This window comes from Bacillus sp. SIMBA_074, assembly GCF_046534555.1.
Taxonomy (GTDB): domain Bacteria; phylum Bacillota; class Bacilli; order Bacillales; family Bacillaceae_G; genus Bacillus_A; species Bacillus_A mycoides.
The window spans coordinates 1-19,349 of sequence record NZ_JAWRYM010000022.1; the positions used below are offsets into that span (position 1 = coordinate 1).

23 protein-coding genes are annotated in these 19,349 nt (G+C 34.8%); 19 read left to right on the plus strand and 4 right to left on the minus strand.

The window, feature by feature from the left end; genetic code table 11:
* The first annotated feature begins 202 nt into the window (after nt 1-202).
* Genes SB773_RS20590 through SB773_RS20630 form a run of 9 tightly spaced genes read left to right on the plus strand, consistent with a single transcriptional unit; the run spans nt 203 to nt 6,787 of the window.
* Nucleotides 203-505 (plus strand): urease subunit gamma, encoded by a 303-nt coding sequence (locus tag SB773_RS20590; protein WP_001241327.1) that lies wholly within the window; start codon nt 203-205, stop codon nt 503-505.
* A 14-nt stretch (nt 506-519) separates the two neighbouring features.
* A complete protein-coding gene (locus SB773_RS20595; RefSeq protein WP_098167684.1) occupies nt 520-849 on the plus strand; it encodes an urease subunit beta in 330 nt (109 codons plus the stop codon).
* A gap of 1 nt (nt 850) precedes the next feature.
* Nucleotides 851-2,563: an urease subunit alpha gene (ureC, locus tag SB773_RS20600; RefSeq protein WP_002128526.1), complete on the plus strand. Its 1,713-nt coding sequence runs from the start codon at nt 851-853 to the stop codon at nt 2,561-2,563.
* An 18-nt stretch (nt 2,564-2,581) separates the two neighbouring features.
* Nucleotides 2,582-3,037, plus strand: a complete 456-nt coding sequence (locus SB773_RS20605; protein WP_000582803.1) for an urease accessory protein UreE — start codon at nt 2,582-2,584, stop codon at nt 3,035-3,037.
* Nucleotides 3,015-3,713 carry an urease accessory protein UreF gene (locus SB773_RS20610; RefSeq protein WP_002128524.1) on the plus strand — a complete coding sequence of 233 codons (699 nt, stop codon included), beginning with the start codon at nt 3,015-3,017 and terminating at the stop codon, nt 3,711-3,713. Before SB773_RS20605 ends, SB773_RS20610 begins: the two co-directional genes overlap by 23 nt.
* A 14-nt stretch (nt 3,714-3,727) precedes the next feature.
* Nucleotides 3,728-4,345 carry an urease accessory protein UreG gene (ureG, locus tag SB773_RS20615; protein ID WP_000594929.1) on the plus strand — a complete coding sequence of 206 codons (618 nt, stop codon included), beginning with the start codon at nt 3,728-3,730 and terminating at the stop codon, nt 4,343-4,345.
* Complete coding sequence (locus SB773_RS20620; RefSeq protein ID WP_002165271.1) at nt 4,342-5,163, plus strand: urease accessory protein UreD; 822 nt, start codon at nt 4,342-4,344, stop codon at nt 5,161-5,163. Before ureG ends, SB773_RS20620 begins: the two co-directional genes overlap by 4 nt.
* Before the next feature lie 18 nt (nt 5,164-5,181).
* Entirely contained in the window at nt 5,182-5,814 is a 633-nt protein-coding gene (locus tag SB773_RS20625) for an AmiS/UreI family transporter (RefSeq protein WP_242247998.1), read from the plus strand.
* Entirely contained in the window at nt 5,801-6,787 is a 987-nt protein-coding gene (locus SB773_RS20630; protein WP_002128522.1) for a HoxN/HupN/NixA family nickel/cobalt transporter, read from the plus strand. Before SB773_RS20625 ends, SB773_RS20630 begins: the two co-directional genes overlap by 14 nt.
* An 87-nt stretch (nt 6,788-6,874) precedes the next feature.
* Here the strand turns inward: SB773_RS20630 and SB773_RS20635 are convergent, their stop codons facing one another.
* Both SB773_RS20635 and SB773_RS20640 read right to left on the minus strand, forming a co-directional pair.
* Nucleotides 6,875-7,078: a CsbD family protein gene (locus tag SB773_RS20635; protein WP_000160408.1), complete on the minus strand. Its 204-nt coding sequence runs from the start codon at nt 7,076-7,078 to the stop codon at nt 6,875-6,877.
* A gap of 124 nt (nt 7,079-7,202) precedes the next feature.
* Nucleotides 7,203-8,015, minus strand: coding sequence for a GNAT family N-acetyltransferase (locus tag SB773_RS20640; RefSeq protein ID WP_002014261.1), 813 nt, complete (start codon nt 8,013-8,015; stop codon nt 7,203-7,205).
* 152 nt (nt 8,016-8,167) lie between these two features.
* Here SB773_RS20640 and SB773_RS20645 point away from each other — a divergent pair, with 152 nt between their 5' ends.
* The 7 genes from SB773_RS20645 (at nt 8,168) to SB773_RS20675 (ending at nt 15,082) form a co-directional block, all read left to right on the plus strand.
* Complete coding sequence (locus SB773_RS20645; protein ID WP_012261408.1) at nt 8,168-8,371, plus strand: hypothetical protein; 204 nt, start codon at nt 8,168-8,170, stop codon at nt 8,369-8,371.
* Nucleotides 8,368-8,928, plus strand: a complete 561-nt coding sequence (locus SB773_RS20650; protein ID WP_002014262.1) for a GNAT family N-acetyltransferase — start codon at nt 8,368-8,370, stop codon at nt 8,926-8,928. Before SB773_RS20645 ends, SB773_RS20650 begins: the two co-directional genes overlap by 4 nt.
* 268 nt (nt 8,929-9,196) lie before the next feature.
* Nucleotides 9,197-9,985, plus strand: a complete 789-nt coding sequence (locus SB773_RS20655) for a helix-turn-helix domain-containing protein (protein ID WP_002165275.1) — start codon at nt 9,197-9,199, stop codon at nt 9,983-9,985.
* Nucleotides 9,986-10,155: 170 nt separating this feature from the next.
* Entirely contained in the window at nt 10,156-11,769 is a 1,614-nt protein-coding gene (locus tag SB773_RS20660; RefSeq protein ID WP_410591791.1) for a long-chain fatty acid--CoA ligase, read from the plus strand.
* A 124-nt stretch (nt 11,770-11,893) separates the two neighbouring features.
* Complete coding sequence (locus SB773_RS20665; RefSeq protein WP_070144381.1) at nt 11,894-12,469, plus strand: biotin transporter BioY; 576 nt, start codon at nt 11,894-11,896, stop codon at nt 12,467-12,469.
* A gap of 65 nt (nt 12,470-12,534) precedes the next feature.
* Nucleotides 12,535-13,998, plus strand: a complete 1,464-nt coding sequence (locus SB773_RS20670; protein WP_410591794.1) for an acyl-CoA synthetase — start codon at nt 12,535-12,537, stop codon at nt 13,996-13,998.
* Entirely contained in the window at nt 13,991-15,082 is a 1,092-nt protein-coding gene (locus SB773_RS20675; protein ID WP_410591796.1) for an acetyl-CoA C-acyltransferase, read from the plus strand. Before SB773_RS20670 ends, SB773_RS20675 begins: the two co-directional genes overlap by 8 nt.
* 7 nt (nt 15,083-15,089) lie before the next feature.
* On the opposite strand, the gene SB773_RS20680 is transcribed toward SB773_RS20675, so the two are convergent.
* Complete coding sequence (locus SB773_RS20680; RefSeq protein WP_410591798.1) at nt 15,090-15,671, minus strand: DUF6434 domain-containing protein; 582 nt, start codon at nt 15,669-15,671, stop codon at nt 15,090-15,092.
* Nucleotides 15,672-15,775: 104 nt separating this feature from the next.
* Between SB773_RS20680 and SB773_RS20685 the strand changes: the two genes are divergently transcribed.
* Nucleotides 15,776-16,219 carry an NUDIX hydrolase gene (locus SB773_RS20685; RefSeq protein ID WP_410591800.1) on the plus strand — a complete coding sequence of 148 codons (444 nt, stop codon included), beginning with the start codon at nt 15,776-15,778 and terminating at the stop codon, nt 16,217-16,219.
* A gap of 44 nt (nt 16,220-16,263) precedes the next feature.
* Here SB773_RS20685 and SB773_RS20690 read toward each other — a convergent pair whose 3' ends face one another.
* Nucleotides 16,264-17,466, minus strand: coding sequence for an alanyl-tRNA editing protein (locus SB773_RS20690; RefSeq protein ID WP_410591802.1), 1,203 nt, complete (start codon nt 17,464-17,466; stop codon nt 16,264-16,266).
* Nucleotides 17,467-17,599: 133 nt separating this feature from the next.
* Here SB773_RS20690 and SB773_RS20695 point away from each other — a divergent pair, with 133 nt between their 5' ends.
* Together SB773_RS20695 and SB773_RS20700 are read left to right on the plus strand one after the other, a co-directional pair.
* Nucleotides 17,600-17,992, plus strand: coding sequence for a hypothetical protein (locus tag SB773_RS20695; protein ID WP_002137716.1), 393 nt, complete (start codon nt 17,600-17,602; stop codon nt 17,990-17,992).
* Between the two features lie 84 nt (nt 17,993-18,076).
* Nucleotides 18,077-19,315: an MDR family MFS transporter gene (locus SB773_RS20700; RefSeq protein WP_410591805.1), complete on the plus strand. Its 1,239-nt coding sequence runs from the start codon at nt 18,077-18,079 to the stop codon at nt 19,313-19,315.
* The last annotated feature ends 34 nt before the right edge of the window (nt 19,316-19,349 follow it).

A 19,349-nucleotide genomic window follows, 5' to 3' on the forward strand; every position in this document is an offset into this window, starting at 1 on the left:
CCCTCCAAGTAATAGTGTAACATCCATGTGTGTATATGGTCTTTTTTACACTGTCTACCTAAAGGGGATAATATCAATTCTAGTCTTTTTTTATTTGATTAGCAGAAAAAAACATGGAGAAAACACGGAAAGGACATTGGAAGTACATCTTTTATTTTTAGAATATTCTTAGTTTTAAAATACTTTAGAAAGGAAGATTGTAATGAGATTAACTCCAAGAGAAATTGATAAACTGCTGGTAGTTGTTGCGGCTGATTTAGCGTATCGACGAAAGGAGAGAGGGCTTAAGTTAAACTATCCAGAAAGTATCGCTATTATTACGTATGAAATTTTGGAAGGAGCAAGAGATGGTAAAAATGTAGCGGAATTAATGGAGCTTGGAAAAAATATTTTAAGTGCTGAAGATGTTATGGATGGTATTGCAGACATGATATCAGATATTCAAGTTGAGGCAACTTTTCCTGATGGAACAAAATTAGTAACTATTCATCAACCAATTCATTAAAGGAAGTGAATGTTATGATTCCAGGGCAATATATCCTTGCGAAAGAAGACATAGTATGTAATGGAAATAAAAAAGCAACGAAAGTTAAGGTGTTAAATCAGGGAGATAGGCCGATTCAAATTGGATCTCATTACCACTTTTATGAAGTGAATGAGGCGTTAAGGTTCAATCGTAGTGTAGCAATTGGACAACATTTAAATATTCCAGCGGGTACAGCGGTAAGATTCGAGCCTGGGGATGAAAAAACGATTGAATTAGTTCCATACTCAGGGAAGCAAGAAGTATATGGATTTAAAAATAAAGTGGATGGCGATATTCAATCTTACAAAAAAAGAGGGAGATAGCATGAGTTTTAAGATGTCACGTAAACAATATGCTGATTTATATGGTCCAACTACAGGAGATTCTATTCGTTTAGCGGATACACAATTATTCGCACATATTGATCGAAATTACACGGTATATGGTGATGAAGCTGTCTTTGGTGGAGGAAAATCAATTAGGGATGGTATGGGACAAAATTCGCAACTTACAAGGGAACAGGGTGTTGTGGATGTTGTTATTACGAATGCAATTATTATTGATTATACAGGAGTATATAAAGCGGATATTGGTATAAAAGATGGAAAGATTTCAGCAATTGGTAAGAGTGGTAATCCTTCAGTTATGGATAATATTGATATCATCATTGGAACATCAACGGAAGTAATTTCTGGTGAACGAAAAATCGTTACAGCTGGAGGTATTGATACACACGTGCATTTCATATCCCCACAACAAATTGATACAGCATTAGCTTCAGGTATAACAACTTTAATTGGGGGAGGAACAGGACCGGCAGAGGGTACTAAGGCAACTACAATAACGCCTGGATCTTGGAATTTAAGAAAAATGCTAGAGGCAGCAGAAGCTTTTCCTATAAATATTGGGTTTTTAGGGAAAGGAAATAGTTCAAGTTTACCTGCCCTGGAAGAACAAATATTTGCAGGAGCTATTGGATTAAAAATTCATGAAGATTGGGGAGCGACTTCTTCAGCAATTAATCACTCGTTACAGATTGCTGATAAATATGATATTCAAGTTGCTATTCATACTGATACGTTAAATGAATGTGGTTTTGTGGAAGAAACGATAAAGGCTATTGATAATCGTGTTATTCATACGTACCACACTGAAGGGGCTGGTGGTGGGCATGCACCAGATATTATAAAGATTGCTGCACTGAATAATATTTTACCTTCTTCAACGAACCCGACCTTGCCATATACAGTGAATACGTTGGATGAACATTTAGATATGCTCATGGTATGTCATCATTTAAAAGCAAATATTCCAGAAGATGTAATGTTTGCGGATTCAAGGATTCGAAAAGAAACAATTGCGGCAGAGGATATTTTGCAAGATTTAGGGGTTTTCAGCATGATTAGCTCTGACTCGCAGGCGATGGGAAGGGTTGGAGAGGTTATTATTCGCAATTGGCAAACCGCCGATAAAATGAAAAAGCAGATTGGTAGTTTAGAGGGAGATAAAGAGTATAACGATAATAATAGAATTCAACGCTATATAGCTAAGTATACAATTAATCCAGCTATTACACATGGGATTTCAGAATATGTCGGCTCTATTGAAGCTGGGAAATATGCAGACCTTGTAATATGGGATCCACAATTTTTCGGTGTTAAGCCAGATATGGTTTTGAAAAACGGGATGGTAGTGATGGCATTAATGGGAGACGAGAATGCTTCGATCCCCACACCACAACCATATTATGAAAAAAAGATGTTTGGTGCATATGGAAAAGCGGTACAGTCAAGTTCGATTACATTTGTATCTAAAGTAGCTTATGAGAATAATATTAAAGAAAAATTAGGTTTAAATAAAGTTGTATTACCTGTTAGAAATACGAGAGAGATTTCTAAGCAAGATATGAAGCTGAATAATGCAACACCAGAAATTGAAGTAGATCCGCAGACATATGAAGTTAAAGTTGATGGACAAGTTATTACGTGTGAAGCAGTAGATGTATTACCTATGGCTCAAAGATATTTTTTATTTTGATATAACGGAGGAGATAAAATGATTATTGAAAAAATTAATAACAACGTATGCAATATGAATGATTTTGCAAATACAAAAAAGCATCTTGATAGAATATTGATTTCTAGTGAGCTTTTACTAAAGAGGGTTCAGAAATTATATTCAGAATCTGGTTTTGAAATTGGGGTGTCTTTAGATAATGGAGAAACATTAAAGAACGGTGATATTTTATATGAAGATGAGCATCGTATTGTATATATTGAAGTGTTACCAGAAGAGGTAATTGTAATTACTCCAACGTCAATAAAAGAAATGGGAATTATTGCGCATAACTTAGGAAATAGACATTTGCCAGCACAATTCGATGAAGGGTGTATGATTTTGGCGAACGACTACTTAGTAGAAGATTTACTCAAAAAGGAAGGTGTTCCTTATCAAAAAGAAAATAGAGTATTACCCAAACCGTTCAAGCATGCTTCACACAAACATATTTAACCTACTTAACCTACTCCAAATTAGTGATTCGAACTTCCCAACAGGAAGTTTTAGTCACTCTTTTGGATTAGAAACATTTATTCAAGAGGGACAAGTTACAAATAAAGGAGAATTTTTCAAATGGATTAATCGATATGTAAAAGTGCAATTAACACACACGGACGGCTTAATTTGCAAATATACTTACGAAGCCACTAAGAATAATGATGGAAAACAAATTACATTTTTAGATGATTTAATAACAGCACAAACATTGCCTTTTGAATGTAGAAGAGCAAATAGAATGATTAGTAAAAGTACTTCTAAACTATTGTGTGAACTGTTCTCATTTGCAAATTTAAATATATACAAAGAAGATGTTATGGGTAATAAATTACAAGGTCATCCGAGTATCGTATACGGAATATTAGGGGCGGAATTGAAAATGACAATAGAAGAAACGCTCTTAGTTTTCTTATATTCAAGTGTTGGAAGCATAATTCAAAATGGTGTGAGGGCCATTCCTCTTGGACAAACAGATGGTCAAAAACTATTACAAGAATGCCATGAATTGATCTGTGAATCTATTGATAGAATTCAAATACTTTCATTAGAGAATTTTGGATTGAATGATCCTGAATTCGAAATAAATCAAATGCAACATGAAGATGTAAATGTAAGAGTCTTCATGTCATAGGGAGGAAAAATAAAATGATAAAACCTATTAAAATTGGTATTGGTGGCCCCGTAGGTGCTGGGAAAACAATGTTAGTTGAAAAGTTAACAAAATATTTAAATACAGATTATGAAATTGCAGCAATTACAAACGATATTTATACGAAAGAAGATGCAAAGATTTTATTGAAAACGGGTGTTTTACCAGAAGATAGAATTATTGGTGTAGAGACAGGAGGGTGTCCACATACAGCAATTCGAGAGGATGCTTCTATGAATTTTGAAGCAATTGAAGAGCTCATGATTAGACATAGTAATTTAGATATTATTTTTATTGAAAGTGGGGGTGATAATTTAGCTGCCACATTTAGTCCAGAGCTAGTGGATTTTTCAATTTATATTATTGATGTAGCACAAGGAGAAAAGATTCCTCGTAAAGGTGGACAAGGAATGATCAAATCTGATGTATTTGTGATTAATAAAACGGATTTGGCACCTTATGTAGGGGCTGATCTTGGAGTTATGGAGCAGGATACGAAAAATTACCGACATAATAAACCATATTTTTTTACAAATTTGAAGGATGAGGAAGGCTTACAGGGATTAATAAATTGGATGCGACAAAACATCATGTTAGAAGGATTGAAGAAATGAAAGCCCCTACAGGTGTCTTAAACATTGATGTGATGGAAAAGAGACATAAAACGGTACCTATTAAGGTTTATCATAAAGATGCCTTAAAAGTAACGCAGCCAATATATTTGGACGATTATGGTAGAGCATATTACTATATCATGAATTCTGGTGGAGGTTATTTAAAAGGAGACTTCTATTCTATAAATATAAATGTTCATGAAGATGCGAAAACATATATAACAAGCCAATCAGCAACGAAAGTTTACAAGACTCCAAATAGTTATGCTTTGCAAGAATTGAATGTTTATATTGGTGAAAATGCTGTTATGGAGTATTTACCAGATCCGTTGATTATGTACAAGGATGCAGCATATAAGCAAAAAGTAAATATATATATGCAAAATAATTCTACATTGATTTTATGCGATTCAGTTACGCCTGGTTGGTCTCCAAATATGGAGAAGTTCACATACCAGTATTTTGATTCGCTAACAAAAGTATATATGGAAAACAAACTTGTAGTTTACGATCATCTATTGTTAAACCCTTTCAAAGAGTCGTTAGATCAAATGGGAATATTAAATCAATATTCCCATTATGGTACTTTCATGGTTATTAATGAGAACATTACAAATGATTTAATTGCAGCATTGAAAACTTCGCTTTCTAACACTAACAATATGAAGATTGGAATATCTTCTATGCCATGTAAAGGCTTTGTCATACGCATACTTAGTCATAATACAGAGGATATGGAGTCTATATTTTTTCAGTGTCATCGTTTTGTTAGAGAGAATTGTCTGCATGAAGAATTAACATCCTATCGAAAATATTAAGTAGGAGAAGGGGATACTATGACTAATGTGGGATTATTATTTGTCGGTGCAGTTCTATTCATGAATGCACTAGCAGCTTTTAAACTCATTGATAGCAAAAGTGTAGGGTACTTCAATTTATTTGTAGGGGCATTACAAACTTTGACACCACTATATTTATTATTTACAGGAAGTCAATCTAATGAGTGGACTATCCTATCTAATGGAACTATTTTTTTATTTGGTTTTACTTATTTATATGTTGGCCTTACGAATATATTAGAACTTGATTCTTCAGGTGTAGGTTACTATTCTCTTTGGGTTGCTATTATTGCAACGGTTATGGGAATAGCGAATCAATTACATGAGAGTGGAAGTCTACAAAGTACAATAATTTGGTTCTTTTGGGCGTTCCTTTGGTTTTTATTTTTCCTGCAAGATGGGTTGAAAAAGAAGATTCATATTTATGTAGGGATTGTTTGCTTCGTTGAATCTTGGATTACTGCAACGATACCAGCCCTGTTAACACTTACAAATCATACAGGCATGTTAAATGATTTTGTAATTATTTTAGTGACTATTATAACGATTGTAGTTTTTATTATGGCACTTTTCTTTTTCAAGAGTATTCAATCTAAAGTAGAAAGGGTTAGTAACTATGTGGAAAAGTGAACTGAAAAAAGCAACTAATTTTTTTGTTATTATTATATTTCTTCATGTGCTTGGAATTCTCTTATTATTACCTGCACTGTATAAAGGCAATAGCATAATTGGAATGGCTATTATTGCATATTCTTTAGGATTGCGTCATGCGTTTGATAGTGATCATATTGTCGCAATTGATAATACTGTTCGGAAATTAATTGAAAAAGGTAAAAACTCACAGGGGGTGGGGTTTTACTTCTCATTAGGACACTCTACTGTAGTATTTGTGATGATCGTATTAATTGCTTTAATTGGAAAAACAGCAAAACATGGAATGGAGAGTTTTTCTACTATAGGCGGTATTATCGGTACAATTGTTTCTAGTACATTTCTTATTATTATTGGGCTTACCAATCTGTTGTACCTTATTAAAGTGTTACGAAGCCAAGAGGATAAGCAACCAGAAAACTTAGGATTTATATATCGTTTCACGCAGCGCTTATTTAGGTTTATTGATAGTCAAAAGCAATTGTATATGATCGGTTTTTTATTTGGGCTTGGTTTTGATACAGCAAGTGAAATCGGATTAATTGCTCTTTCTACAGTAACTGCAACAAGTCAATCTATCCCGCTTGTAAGTATATTTGCTTTTCCCATTTTGTTTGCTGCAGGAATGTCGTTGATGGATACATTAGATAGTACATTCATGAATACGAATTATAAGTGGGCAATGGAAAATAGTCGAATTAGAAATTCATATAACGTATTAATTACCTCAATATCTGTTATAACGGCTTTTTTAATAGGGGGTTATCAACTATTATCTTTACTTATTGAAAGCTATAATTTACAGGGACCGTTTTGGAATCTCATTCAGGTAGTTAATTTTGATTATTTGGGTATATGTCTTGTTGTATTCTTTATTATTTCTCTTATTGTTTTCGCTGTATGGAATAGAAATGCATTTAAAGAACCACTTACAAAGAGTATAGAGAAATAAAAATATACCGTATGATATTTGGTTAATTATGTATATAAGCTGAACTAAAAAACACGTCAGATGAAAATGCATCTAACGTGTTTTTTATTATTTATGTTCCTTATATTCATGTACTTTTTCTTTTACATTACCGACAGTATCTTTAGCAGTGCCTTTCACCTTATCCCATTTTCCCTCGGCTTGTAATTTTTTATTGTCAGTTACTTTCCCGACAACTTCCTTTACTTCACCCTTTACCTTATCAATGGCACCTTCTACTTTTTCTTTTAAACCATGATCATGTTTAGTCATACATTTCTCCTCCTTGTAGTTTGAGTAGAATTCTCTTTTCATATTGCAAGTTGAATGATGTATCTAGTAATAGCGTAACAAATTTAGTTTGAATATTCAAATGAGTAACAGGATAGAAAGTTAATTATATGTCTTTCGCAGTCCATATTGATTTTGTATAAGCAATTTTCATATGGGCACGTTCCATATTATTTTGACTGCCGCTACCGAATCTTGCTTGTCCAACTATTAAATTACAATTGGATTCAAGAGCGGTCTCAATTCGTTTTTGAATTAATACGGTATGACAACCTTTACGTTGAAATTCTGGCAAAGTAGCAGAAGCAGCTAATGAAGCAACACCTTTGTTTATATAAAGTACCCCTATACTAGCAGGAGTGTTTTGAACTTCGGCTATGAAAAAATGCCATCCTGGTTTATTGTAAAGAATTTCATTATTTTGACGAACACCATTTTTTGTAAAGGACGGCATATTAAATCCGCGTATATAAATATCTGCAAAAGTATGAAACTCATTTTCTTTCAGTTTGCGTACTGAAATGTTAGAAGGGGGAAGCGGAAAATCTTGTCCCGGTATGCTATATAAAGCGGTATGGAAGCTCGATTGGTAAAACCCTTGTTGAGATAAGTATTGAAATAGTTCAGTTGTACCTTGAGCCGGTGTAATTTCAAAACGGCAAGGGATTTGTAGTGATTGATAATAAGCGATGATTTCATCTATCTCATCTGTATTTGTAAATGTAATGCCTTTTACCGTATTAAAAGCAGGACCAGCAATTATTTTTGATGAAAAGGCAGTGGCACTCCCGAACTTTTTCATTTGTACTTGCATTGGATTTCCGCTTATTTCTTGTAGTGCCTCTAATCTAGAAGAAAGCATGTGTATTTCTGCGTTCTCGATTTCTTGTGCTGTATTGACTGTCATAATTGTACTCATACGATTCCTCCGTCAATTAATATAGTTCATAGTACATATACGATTTTTCTTCTGAAATTCCTGTTGAAATGTAAGAGAATAAGAGGTTTTTTGGAAGGGAAATGGAAGCTGACTGTCGAAGGGAGTGGAAACAGATTAAAGGTGGTGCTCTCATGAAACAGAAAGACGTGCAGACATGCTCTCATTGCGGTTCTCAAAACATAGGAGAAGGTGAGTTTATCGGTTATGCACAAATACGGAAAAAGGAAACGATGTTCACATCTTCACCAGTGGATGCTTATATTTGTACAGATTGCGGGAATATCCTTTCATTAAAGGTACGGAATTATGAAAAGTTTAAGCAGAAGCCGCTATGATTGTTGAGAAGTGGTCATATCCAGCGTTGTATACGAAACGTCTTATATTAAGGGAAATTAATATGAGTGATATTTTACATATATATGAGTATGCCTCAGATAAAGAAATGTCAACGTATACAGTATGGGATGCTCATCAATCGTTACATGACACACAAAAATATATAGAAGAAATTGTGAGTCAATATGAGAAAGAAAAAGTAGCTCCCCTTGGAATTGTATTAAGAGAGGAACAAAAACTCATAGGGACTTGTGGATTTATAAAATATGATGTAACTGAACATAAAGCGGAAATTGCATACGCCTTATCACGAAAATATTGGGGTAGAGGATTAGCTACCGAGGCGGCTTCAGCTTTTTTTAGCTATGGTTTTAATGAGTTACGTCTTAATAGTATTGAAGCAGGATGTAATTCAGAAAATGAAGCATCTGAAAAATTAATGAAACGTTTGAATATGGAATACGATTGTACAATTCAAAAGGATTTGTTCATTAAAGGTAAGTATCGTGATACGAAAAGGTATTGTATATCTAGGAAAAGATATATGAATCAATGAAATATTTTATATTGAAAACTCCTTTAATTGAATAAGGGGGTTTTTGTTTTATATATAACAATAATTACCTTTAATTGTTATAATTGGTTATTGAGAGGTGTTGTTTTTCTTAATACCACAATCATAGAAGAAAACTAGCTAAATCGTATAGAAAACCGCTATATAACACAATCGCAACCGTAAGTTGACAAAGTGCAACCGCAGGAAGATAGAGATAGGGGCAATGTTTGCATACAATTTAGTTAAGAAAACAAAGGGGGACACACATATGGGATTTGGTGAAAAGCTTTTTAAATTAAGAAAGGAAAAGGGCCTTTCTCAAGAAGCATTAGCTGAGAAATTAAACACAACAAGGCAAGCAGTTAGTAAATGGGAAAACGGTCAAGGATTTCCTGAAACTGAAAAGTTAATAATGATTGGAAATGTATTTGAAGTATCTCTTGATTACTTATTAAAAGAAACTGCTGAACAAATTAATGAAACTGAACATGGTTATTATGTAAGTACGGAAATGGCAGAAGGGTATATAGTGTACGGACAAAAGATTTCAAAATATATCGCGTTAGGGTTTAGTTTGCTTATTTTATCTACAATACCGTATTTATTATTCAAAGAAGATGTAACAATGTCGACATTTCTTGTCATTATTATTGCTGTCCTTGGAATTGGAGCAATGATGGTACCTGCAACGATAGAAGAGAGTCGATACAATGTATTAAAAAAAGAAGAATTACTATTTGATCAAAACTTTTTAAAAGAATTGACAAAAAGATATGAAGTAATTAAGAAGAGGTATGCTGCAGTGATGATTGTTGGATTTTGTTTTATTGCAGCAGGAGCGATACCATTTTTATTTGAGAAAAAGCATATCACTTCAGGCGAATTAGTGCAGTATTATCCGTACTGTGTTGTACTTATTGCTATTGGAGTCTATCTTTTTGTTCGTGTTGTAGGAGTGTGGGAGATGTATCGGATTTTAGTAGAAAATAAAGAATATAGTAATCGTGTCATTTTTAAATTAAAAAAGAAAGTAAGAAAAAAGGTAGATAGTTTTTAAATAGGAGAGAACCATGTTTTGTATCGTATGTATTCAAAACATGGTTTTTATTTATTAGAATTATTTCCAAAGAAATAATTCAGAAAATACAGAAAAATATCGTGATTTTTTGTAGAAGTCTGTTATAATATACAGAAATGAAAACGCTTTAAAGGGAGGATGTAAACAATATGATGATGAATGTACCTCTAACAATTAGTTCTATGATGGAAAGGGCAGAAAAACTATTCCCGAAGAAAGAAATCATTTCACGGACGCATGATACAGTTACGACCTTAACTTATAAGCAGCTAGGGGAAAGGACAAGAAGACTTTCCAGTGCGTTAACAAAGCTTGGGATTAAAGAAGGCGAGCGCATAGGAACGTTAGCGTGGAATCATCATCGACATGTAGAAGCATATTTTGCTATTCCAGGTATTACTTCCGTTTTACACACAATTAATATTCGTTTATCTCCTCAACATATTTCATACATTATTCAGCATGCAGAAGATCGAATTCTACTTATTGATGAAGATCTCGTACCACTTGTTGAAAATATTCAATCGCAATTATCAACTGTACAAGCCTACATTATTATGACTGATAAAGACGAACTTCCAAAAACTACACTGGAGCCTGTATATCATTATGAAAAGCTATTAGAAGAAGGCGATCCCAATTTCCAATTTGTAAAAGATATTGATGAAAATACACCTGCTGGTATGTGTTATACGTCAGCAACTACAGGGAATCCAAAAGGCGTTGTTTATACGCATCGTAGTACGGTTTTGCATTGTATGGCACTCGGTTTAGCCGATACAGCTGCTTTATCGGAAAGTGATGCGGCTATGGCAATTGTACCAATGTTCCATGTGAATGCTTGGGGGCTTCCTTTTGCAGCTACTTGGTTTGGAACTAAACAAGTTCTGCCAGGACCAATGTTTACTCCGAAAATTTTATTAGAGATGATTCAAGCTGAAAAAGTAACGATAGCAGCAGGTGTGCCGACAATTTGGCTCGGTGTATTACAAGAGTTAGAAAATAATAGTTACGATTTATCTAGTATAACGAGAATATTATGCGGTGGTGCTGCTGCACCGAAAAGCGTTATTAAAGCATTTGAGCAAAAATATAATGTTCCTTTCGTACATGCATATGGTATGACTGAAACAAGCCCGCTCGTAACACTTGCACGTTTAAAAAGTTATGAAACAGAATTATCATATGAAGAGCAATTAGAAATCCGCTCAAAACAAGGATATCTTGTCCCTGGTGTAGAGATGAAAGTAGTCGGTACAAACGGTGAAGTGAAGTGGGATGGTACTGAGATGGGAGAGTTATGTTTACGAGCACCTTGGATCGCTGCAAGCTATTATAACGATGAGCGCACTGTCGAAGGTTTTCGTGATGGTTGGTTATATACAGGAGATGTCGTTACGGTTGACGAGGAAGGGTGCGTAAAGATCGTTGATCGTACGAAGGATGTTATTAAAAGCGGTGGAGAATGGATTTCCTCAGTTGACCTTGAAAATGCTTTAATGGCACATGATGCAATATTTGAAGCGGCTGTCGTTGCAATTCCACACCCGCAGTGGCAAGAGCGTCCAGTTGCCTGCGTTGTACAAAAGAAAAATAGTGCGGTGACAAAAGAAGAGTTATATGAGTTTTTAAAACCGCAGTTTGCAAAATGGTGGTTGCCGGACGATATTGTATTCATGGAGGAAATACCGAAAACATCTGTTGGGAAGTTTTTAAAGCAAGCGCTTCGCAAAGAACTTGAGCATTTGCATAAAGAGAAATAATTGAATTTTATGTTTGTAAACTTATGAGGAAATAAGGTTGACAAAGAGTGGGTAGAAAGATAATATAACTCCTATAATATGTTATCTGAAATAGAATTTAAGTTTACAAATAGGAGAAGCAAATATGAATACAAAAAACTTAGTTTTCGTCGCTTTATTTAGTTCTATTATGGGAGTGTTAGGGTTAATACCTCCAATTGCTCTTTCTATCACACCAGTTCCAATTACATTACAATCACTTGGTGTTATGCTTGCTGGTGGGCTGTTAGGCTCACGTCTCGGTGCATTAAGTCAGCTTATTTTCTTACTTATAGTTGGAGTTGGAGCGCCATTACTTGCGGGTGGACGCGGGGGTCCAGGCGTATTTGTTGGACCAAGTGCAGGATATTTACTTGGTTATATCGTTGGAGCGTTTGTAATTGGTTATTTCATTGAGCGTTTACGTGAAGTTTCTATTATAAAGGTATTATGTATTAATATAATTGGTGGTATTTTCGTAGTTTATGTATTTGGTATTATTGTACAAGCTTTCGTAATGGATATTTCCGTATGGGAAACGATGAAAGTAAGTGTTGTGTTTTTACCAGGTGATTGCATAAAGGCGATTATAGCAGCTATTCTTGTGACAAGATTACATCGCTCATTGAAACATATTATTACGCCTGCTTTGAAGAATAAAAAAATTACAAATGCAGGATAAGAAAAAGGAGAAACACGTTACGTGCGTGTTTCTTTTTATTATTTTGTAAAGAAAGGACGTCTCAAATGGGGATTACAAAAGAATATAAAAAGCATGCCTCTTTACAACTAAATAAAATAGCAATCAAGGAAAATGATCGAGTTTTAACATATAAAGAATGGTTTGAGTCAGTGTGTAAAGTAGCAAACTGGTTGAATGAAAAAGAATCGAAGAATAAAACGATAGCAATTGTATTAGAAAATTGTACTGAGTTTTTACAAATATTTGCGGGTTCCGCAATGGCTGGATGGGTTTGTGTGCCGCTAGATATAAAGTGGAAACGAGATGAGCTTAAAGACAGACTAGTGATTAGTAAACCAGATGTTATTGTGGCGGAGCAGTATAGGCTTAGTGATATATCGTGCGAAGAAGGGAGGATTATTGAGATTGAAGAATGGAAAGAAATGATTGAGAACTATCTTCCTACATACTATTCTGTAGAAAATGTACAAAACGCTCCTTTTTATATGGGATTTACATCGGGATCAACAGGAAAGGCAAAAGCATTTTTACGTGCACAACAGTCGTGGGTTCATAGTTTTGATTGTAATGTACATGACTTTCATATGAAAAAAGAAGATTCTATTTTAATAGCTGGGACGCTCGTTCATTCTCTTTTCTTATACGGCGCAATAAGTGCATTGTTTTTAGGGCAAACGGTACACATAATGAGAAAGTTTGTACCAGTTCAAGTGCTATCTAGTATAAGGATAGAGAATATTTCTGTAATGTATACAGTTCCTACAATGCTTGAGTCTTTGTATAAAGAAAATAAAGTAATTGAAAGTGAAATGAAAATTATTTCGTCAGGAGCGAAATGGGAAGCTGAAGCAAAAGAGAAGATGAAGAATGTGTTTCCTTATGCAAAAAGATATGAGTTTTATGGTGCGTCTGAGCTAAGCTTTGTAACGGCATTGGTTGATGAAGAGAGTGAAAGAAAACCGAATTCAGTAGGGAAACCTTGTCATAATGTACAAGTTCGAATATGTAATGAAGCAGGAGAAGAAGTACAGACAGGTGAGATAGGAACTGTGTATGTGAAAAGTGATCAATTTTTTATGGGCTATGTATCGGATGGAGCTATAATCCCGCAATTGTCCGAAGGTGGCTGGATGACAGTGCAAGATGTGGGCTACCAAGATGAAGAAGGCTTTATATATATTGTTGGTAGGGAGAAGAATATGATTTTATTTGGAGGAATCAATATTTTCCCAGAAGAAATAGAAAGGGTATTACAGACACATCCAGCTGTTGAAGAAATAGTTGTGGTTGGTGTAGAAGATAGTTACTGGGGTGAAAAACCTGTCGCCATCGTAAAAGGAAGTGCTACGAGGCAACAATTAAAAAGTTTTTGCTTACAACGATTATCCTCGTTTAAAATACCGAAAGAATGGCATTTTGTAGATGAAATACCTTATACAAATAGCGGGAAAATCGCTCGTATTGCAGCAAAAAATATGATTGAAAACCGGGAGAAGATATATGAATAGAGCGGTTATTGTAGAAGCAAAAAGGACACCTATTGGTAAGAAAAATGGGATGTTGAAAGATTATGAAGTTCAGCAATTAGTAACGCCGCTTCTTACGTTTTTAAGTAAAGGAATTGAGAGAGAAATAGACGATGTCATATTAGGGAATATTGTGGGGCCGGGAGGGAATGTTGCAAGATTATCTGCTTTAGCGGCAGGACTTGGTTATCATATTCCTGGTGTAACGATTGATCGGCAATGTGGTGCTGGATTGGAAGCGATTCGCACCGCATGTCATTTCATTCAAGGCGGCGCAGGTAATTGTTATATTGCAGGAGGAGTAGAGAGTACAAGTACATCACCTTTTCAAAATAGAGCGCGATTTTCACCAGAAACAATTGGTGATCCTAATATGGGAGTGGCGGCTGAATATGTTGCAGAGCGCTATAATATAACACGAGAAATGCAAGACGAATACGCTTGTCTTAGTTATAAAAGGACACTGCAAGCAGTAGAAAATGGATATTTACAAGATGAAATACTTTCGTTTAATGGATCTTTTGACGAAGCTATAAAACGAGAAATGAATTATGAAAGAATGATTAAAAGAACAAAGCCCGCATTTTTGAAAAATGGTACAGTAACGGCAGGTAATTCGTGCGGTGTAAATGATGGAGCATGTGCTGTTCTTGTAATGGAAGAGGGGCAAGCCCGAAAATTAGGATACAAGCCTGTACTTCGTTTCGTTCGTAGTGCTGTAGTTGGCGTGGATCCAAATCTTCCAGGGACTGGTCCGATATTTGCGGTGAACAAATTATTAAACGAAATGAATATGAAAGTAGAGGACATCGATTATTTTGAAATAAATGAAGCATTTGCTTCAAAAATTGTTGCTTGTGCAAAGGAGTTACAAATTCCTTTTGAAAAATTAAATGTAAATGGTGGAGCAATTGCGCTCGGTCATCCGTACGGTGCATCTGGAGCTATGCTTGTGACACGTTTGTTTTATCAAGCACAAAGAGAGCATATGAAATATGGAATTACGACGTTAGGAATTGGTGGTGGAATAGGGCTTGCGCTATTATTTGAGAAAGTAGAAAACTAGAAAGGGACTAGTTTTCTACTTTTTGAGGAACATAAGCATTACTACCAGGTTTTGCTTTGATTTCATTCCAAGCAGCGATAGCATCAGCTTTTGATTTTCCTTTGTTATTTGGATCTTCGAAAAAGTCGCGAGTAAAGCGATTGTATTCAAACTGTGTACCGATAGTTGTTTTATAGGATGGTTCTTTTTTACGTTCGTTTTCTTCATACCAAAACGTTATCGCGTCTTCATATGTTTTTCCAATATTCTCTTTGAAAAACTTTTGAAGAGCTACTGTAAAGCGAAAGTTTGCTCCAATTTTTTCTTTGAAAAAAGCACGCACATCTTCACTACAGCGGTGATTTTCAGTAATAATTGTTTGAAGAGAAAGATCTTTATAAGAGAGGGAAGCTTTACTCACCTTTTGACCAGAGCTGTTTTTTAATATTTTACCAGTATGTAAATAATGTGAGATACGCTCGGTTATTTCAATCTTAGAGCCACTAGCTGGCAAACCATGCTCACGACAAAATGTTTGGAGTTCTGCTTTTAACCAATAATAGTTTTGGAAATCTTCAAGTGGTATAGAATTTGTTAAAGGTGGACGCATAGATGTAACAACTTCTTTCTTCCATAATTTTCTTTAATTATAAAACATATGTTCTTTTTGTGGAAGAATTAATTTGTAAATATAATGGGAAGAGGGGATTACATATGGAAAATGTAATGCAAGTTCGTGTTACGGGAATTTTAATTGAAGATGAAAAAGTATTGCTAGTAAAACAAAAAGTTGCTAATCGCAATTGGTCTTTACCTGGGGGAAGGGTAGAGAATGGTGAAACGTTAGAAGAAGCGATGATTCGAGAAATGAGAGAAGAAACAGGGTTAGAAGTTAAAATTAAGAAGCTACTCTATGTTTGTGATAAACCGGATGTTAGCCCTTCTTTATTGCATATTACGTTTCTGCTTGAAAGGATTGAAGGTGAAATTACGCTACCTTCTAACGAGTTTGATCATAATCCGATTCATGATGTGCAAATGGTACCGATTAAAGATTTAAGTCAATATGGTTTTTCGGAAACTTTTATAACTCTTATAAGTGAAGGTTTTGCAAGTGCAGGGAGTTATCAAGGCTTGAAACAAAATATAGGCTTGTAAATATAGTTGAAGGATAGCAGTTAGCTATCCTTCATAAACATGTTTTACACTTCTGACTGTAAAGAAGAAACAAGTTGATTTAAAAACTCATCCCCACTCATAATCGCATTCCCACCACCACGAGCACTCTTTTTATTTCCTCCGCCTTTTCCTTCAATAGAAGGGAGGGCATCTTTTAAAAGTGTATTCATATCGAGTGTTACTGCTTTACCACAAGCAAGAATACATTGTAATTTGTCCTCATTTTCAATAACGAAATATGTAATTGCGTGTTCTTGTTGTTCTGTAATAATAGCGGATAGTTTTGCGATTTCTTGCATGGAACGATTTGTAAATACTCGAGAGATAAGTGTTCCAGCATGTATTTCTTCCGATTGTTGTAATAGTTCATTTGCTTCTACAAATAATAGTTTTTCATTCATTGCTTGTACTGCCTTTTCGTTTTCTTTTTGAGAGGTAAGAAGTTGTGCTACTTTTGCTGGAATATCAGTGTCGCTACTGTTCAATTGTTTAGAAACATCTTTCATAATTTGTTGCTGTTGTCCCATTAATTTAAGAGCGCGCCAACCAGCGATAAATGTTAAGCGTATACCACCTTTATTGCGCTCCCATCCTAGTACTTGAATAGGGCCTACTTCACCTGTATGTTTCGGGTGTGTTCCACCACAACCGTTGTAGTCATAGTTTTCGATGATAACAACCCGTATATTTTCTGTCATAGTTGGTTCTTTGCGAAGGGGTAATGCTTTGGCCTCTTCTAAGTTCATCCATTCAATACGAATAGGGTGGTTTTCAAAAACAATTTGATTAGCAATTTGTGCGGCCTTCTCAACAGTTTCTGTAGAAAGATTGGCAGTTTCTAAATCAATGGTTATAGTTTCTTTTCCAAGATGGAACCCGATCGTCGGTATGTTAAAGTGATCCCAAAAAGCAGCGGATAAAATGTGCTGAGCCGTATGTTGTTGCATATGGTCAAAACGACGTTGCCAATCTATTTTACCCTCTACTTCTTCCGTATGTAATTGTTTTATTATGAAATGACGAATTTCTCCATTTACTTCTTCAACGTTACTTACCGGAATACCATTTAAAGTTCCAGTGTCGTGTGGTTGTCCGCCGCCTGTTGGATAAAATGCAGTTTCATTTAAGACAACATATAAGTTTCCTTCTGTACAATAATCTTGCTTTATAACTTTAGTAGTAAAGTCTTTCTTATAAGCGTCGATGTAATATAATTTTTTCTCCAATTTTCTTTCCCCTTTCGTGTTAGCTAGTTTCATTGTAAAGCAATTGAAATTAGTTTCCTAATATTTCAGAAGAAAGAAACTATTTTTAGAATTTTCTTGCTATAATAAGAAGAAAATGCGGGGGGGAATGAAAATGCCATATGAAAACGGCGTAGATAAGTTGCTTAGTTTAAGCAGAAATATTTCCGAATTATATCGAGAATTAAATGAGATGACCCGGATTTTAACGGATTGTAATCGAGAAAGTGTGAAATTTGATCGGTTATATGTAAAGGAGTTACTTTGGAAAAAAGAAGATGTCATAGAGAAGTATGAACAATTACTCGTCCAGCTTTGTATTAATGAATGCTTTGATTTAAAAAGTGTAATTACTGGCGAATATAAGTATACATATGAAGAAGTAGAAAGCATTGTTTTAGAATTTAATGAAAAGTATAATGTAGCTATTTTGATTAAAGATGTTTGTAAAGAACTACAGTTTACATATGGAATTGATATGGAAATAACGAGAACAGCTCGGGTATAAACATCTCAAGTATAGAAAAAGGAAAAAGAAAGCAGATCCTTTGCTTTCTTTTTTTATGTAGGAAAAGGGAGAGTAGGTTTAAAGATGAAGGGGAAGTTACAGCATATTCATCCACTTGGAATGAGTATCATTATAGGGACATTATTTGCTAGGTTTGCAACTTCAATGAGCATTCCTTTTTTAGCGATTTATTTAACGACTGTTAAAGACGTATCGGCTGGAATGACCGGTGCTATCATTGGAACGAGTGCGCTTGTTGGAGTGTTTGCTAGTTTTATTGGAGGCAATTTATCGGATCGATTTGGTCGAAAGATGATTATAATATGGTCCATGATTGTTTGGGTGTTTGTATTTATAGGATTTTCAGTTGCAGATCATGTTTTTAGTTTCTTTCTATTAAACGCTTTGAATGGATTATGTCGTTCTTTTTTTGAACCGACATCAAGAGCTTTATTATCAGATTTAACGAAACCAGAGTATCGTTTACTCGTATATAATTTGCGTTACGGTGCAATAAATGTTGGAGTAGCGATGGGTCCACTTGTTGGATTACAGATTGGAAGTGCAAAATCAACGATTCCTTTTTTAGTAGCCGCTGGAGTGTACATTTTATATACAGTTATATTAGCGTTTCAATTTAAGAAATATCCACTTGATAAAAAGAAAGTAACTACAGAAAATCCGGTCACAATGTTAAGTGCGGTTCGGATTTTGCGAAAAGACATAGTATTTTTAGTTGCTTTAGTCGGAATCATTTTGAGTAATAGTGGTTTTTCACATTTAACGACGACACTATCTCAATATTTTGCAAACGCACATATATTTCAAGATGGAGTAAAGTTGTTCTCATATATGCTAACTTTAAATGCGATTACAGTAGTAGTTATTCAATACCCTGTTATTCAAATGTGTAAAAAGTATACGCCGTTAGCATCTATTATGGTTGGAACGTTATTTGTGAGCGGGGGATTGTTTGGATTTGGACTAGTAGAATCTATGTTAGGGGCTGCTATATGTACAATTATTTTTACATTCGGAGAAGTATTAATGTTTTCAATGACAGATGTATTTATTGATGAGATAGCTGTTCCACATTTGAAAGGGACATATTTTGGAGCTATGGGCTTTTCAGGAATTGGAGTAGTAATTGGTCCTTGGTTTGGCGGGATACTTCTCGATCATTATGGATATCAAAATGGCTTTATAGTATTTTTAATATTAGCTATATTTTCAAGCGTAGCGTTCCCAGTTCTTTTAGTGACAAAAGGTTTAATGAAAAAAAGATATATTAGAAATTCTAAAATAGAAATACATGCGAAATAACATGAGCCCGAGCAAACTAAAAGGTTGCTCGGGC

Excerpts from the sequence above, each read along its gene's own strand:
- SB773_RS20675 (WP_410591796.1), top strand. The coding sequence starts at position 13,991 with ATGAATAGAGCGGTTATTGTAGAAGCAAAAAGGACACCTATTGGTAAG.
- SB773_RS20670 (WP_410591794.1), top strand. The coding sequence starts at position 12,535 with ATGGGGATTACAAAAGAATATAAAAAGCATGCCTCTTTACAACTAAAT.
- SB773_RS20610 (WP_002128524.1), top strand. The coding sequence starts at position 3,015 with ATGCTTCACACAAACATATTTAACCTACTTAACCTACTCCAAATTAGT.
- SB773_RS20660 (WP_410591791.1), top strand. The coding sequence starts at position 10,156 with ATGATGATGAATGTACCTCTAACAATTAGTTCTATGATGGAAAGGGCA.
- SB773_RS20625 (WP_242247998.1), top strand. The coding sequence starts at position 5,182 with ATGACTAATGTGGGATTATTATTTGTCGGTGCAGTTCTATTCATGAAT.
- ureC (WP_002128526.1), top strand. The coding sequence starts at position 851 with ATGAGTTTTAAGATGTCACGTAAACAATATGCTGATTTATATGGTCCA.
- SB773_RS20650 (WP_002014262.1), top strand. The coding sequence starts at position 8,368 with ATGATTGTTGAGAAGTGGTCATATCCAGCGTTGTATACGAAACGTCTT.
- SB773_RS20695 (WP_002137716.1), top strand. The coding sequence starts at position 17,600 with ATGCCATATGAAAACGGCGTAGATAAGTTGCTTAGTTTAAGCAGAAAT.
- SB773_RS20655 (WP_002165275.1), top strand. The coding sequence starts at position 9,197 with ATGGGATTTGGTGAAAAGCTTTTTAAATTAAGAAAGGAAAAGGGCCTT.
- ureG (WP_000594929.1), top strand. The coding sequence starts at position 3,728 with ATGATAAAACCTATTAAAATTGGTATTGGTGGCCCCGTAGGTGCTGGG.
- SB773_RS20635 (WP_000160408.1), bottom strand. The coding sequence starts at position 7,078 with ATGACTAAACATGATCATGGTTTAAAAGAAAAAGTAGAAGGTGCCATT.
- SB773_RS20700 (WP_410591805.1), top strand. The coding sequence starts at position 18,077 with ATGAAGGGGAAGTTACAGCATATTCATCCACTTGGAATGAGTATCATT.
- SB773_RS20595 (WP_098167684.1), top strand. The coding sequence starts at position 520 with ATGATTCCAGGGCAATATATCCTTGCGAAAGAAGACATAGTATGTAAT.
- SB773_RS20665 (WP_070144381.1), top strand. The coding sequence starts at position 11,894 with ATGAATACAAAAAACTTAGTTTTCGTCGCTTTATTTAGTTCTATTATG.
- SB773_RS20680 (WP_410591798.1), bottom strand. The coding sequence starts at position 15,671 with ATGCGTCCACCTTTAACAAATTCTATACCACTTGAAGATTTCCAAAAC.
- SB773_RS20645 (WP_012261408.1), top strand. The coding sequence starts at position 8,168 with ATGAAACAGAAAGACGTGCAGACATGCTCTCATTGCGGTTCTCAAAAC.
- SB773_RS20620 (WP_002165271.1), top strand. The coding sequence starts at position 4,342 with ATGAAAGCCCCTACAGGTGTCTTAAACATTGATGTGATGGAAAAGAGA.
- SB773_RS20605 (WP_000582803.1), top strand. The coding sequence starts at position 2,582 with ATGATTATTGAAAAAATTAATAACAACGTATGCAATATGAATGATTTT.
- SB773_RS20640 (WP_002014261.1), bottom strand. The coding sequence starts at position 8,015 with ATGAGTACAATTATGACAGTCAATACAGCACAAGAAATCGAGAACGCA.
- SB773_RS20590 (WP_001241327.1), top strand. The coding sequence starts at position 203 with ATGAGATTAACTCCAAGAGAAATTGATAAACTGCTGGTAGTTGTTGCG.
- SB773_RS20685 (WP_410591800.1), top strand. The coding sequence starts at position 15,776 with ATGGAAAATGTAATGCAAGTTCGTGTTACGGGAATTTTAATTGAAGAT.
- SB773_RS20630 (WP_002128522.1), top strand. The coding sequence starts at position 5,801 with ATGTGGAAAAGTGAACTGAAAAAAGCAACTAATTTTTTTGTTATTATT.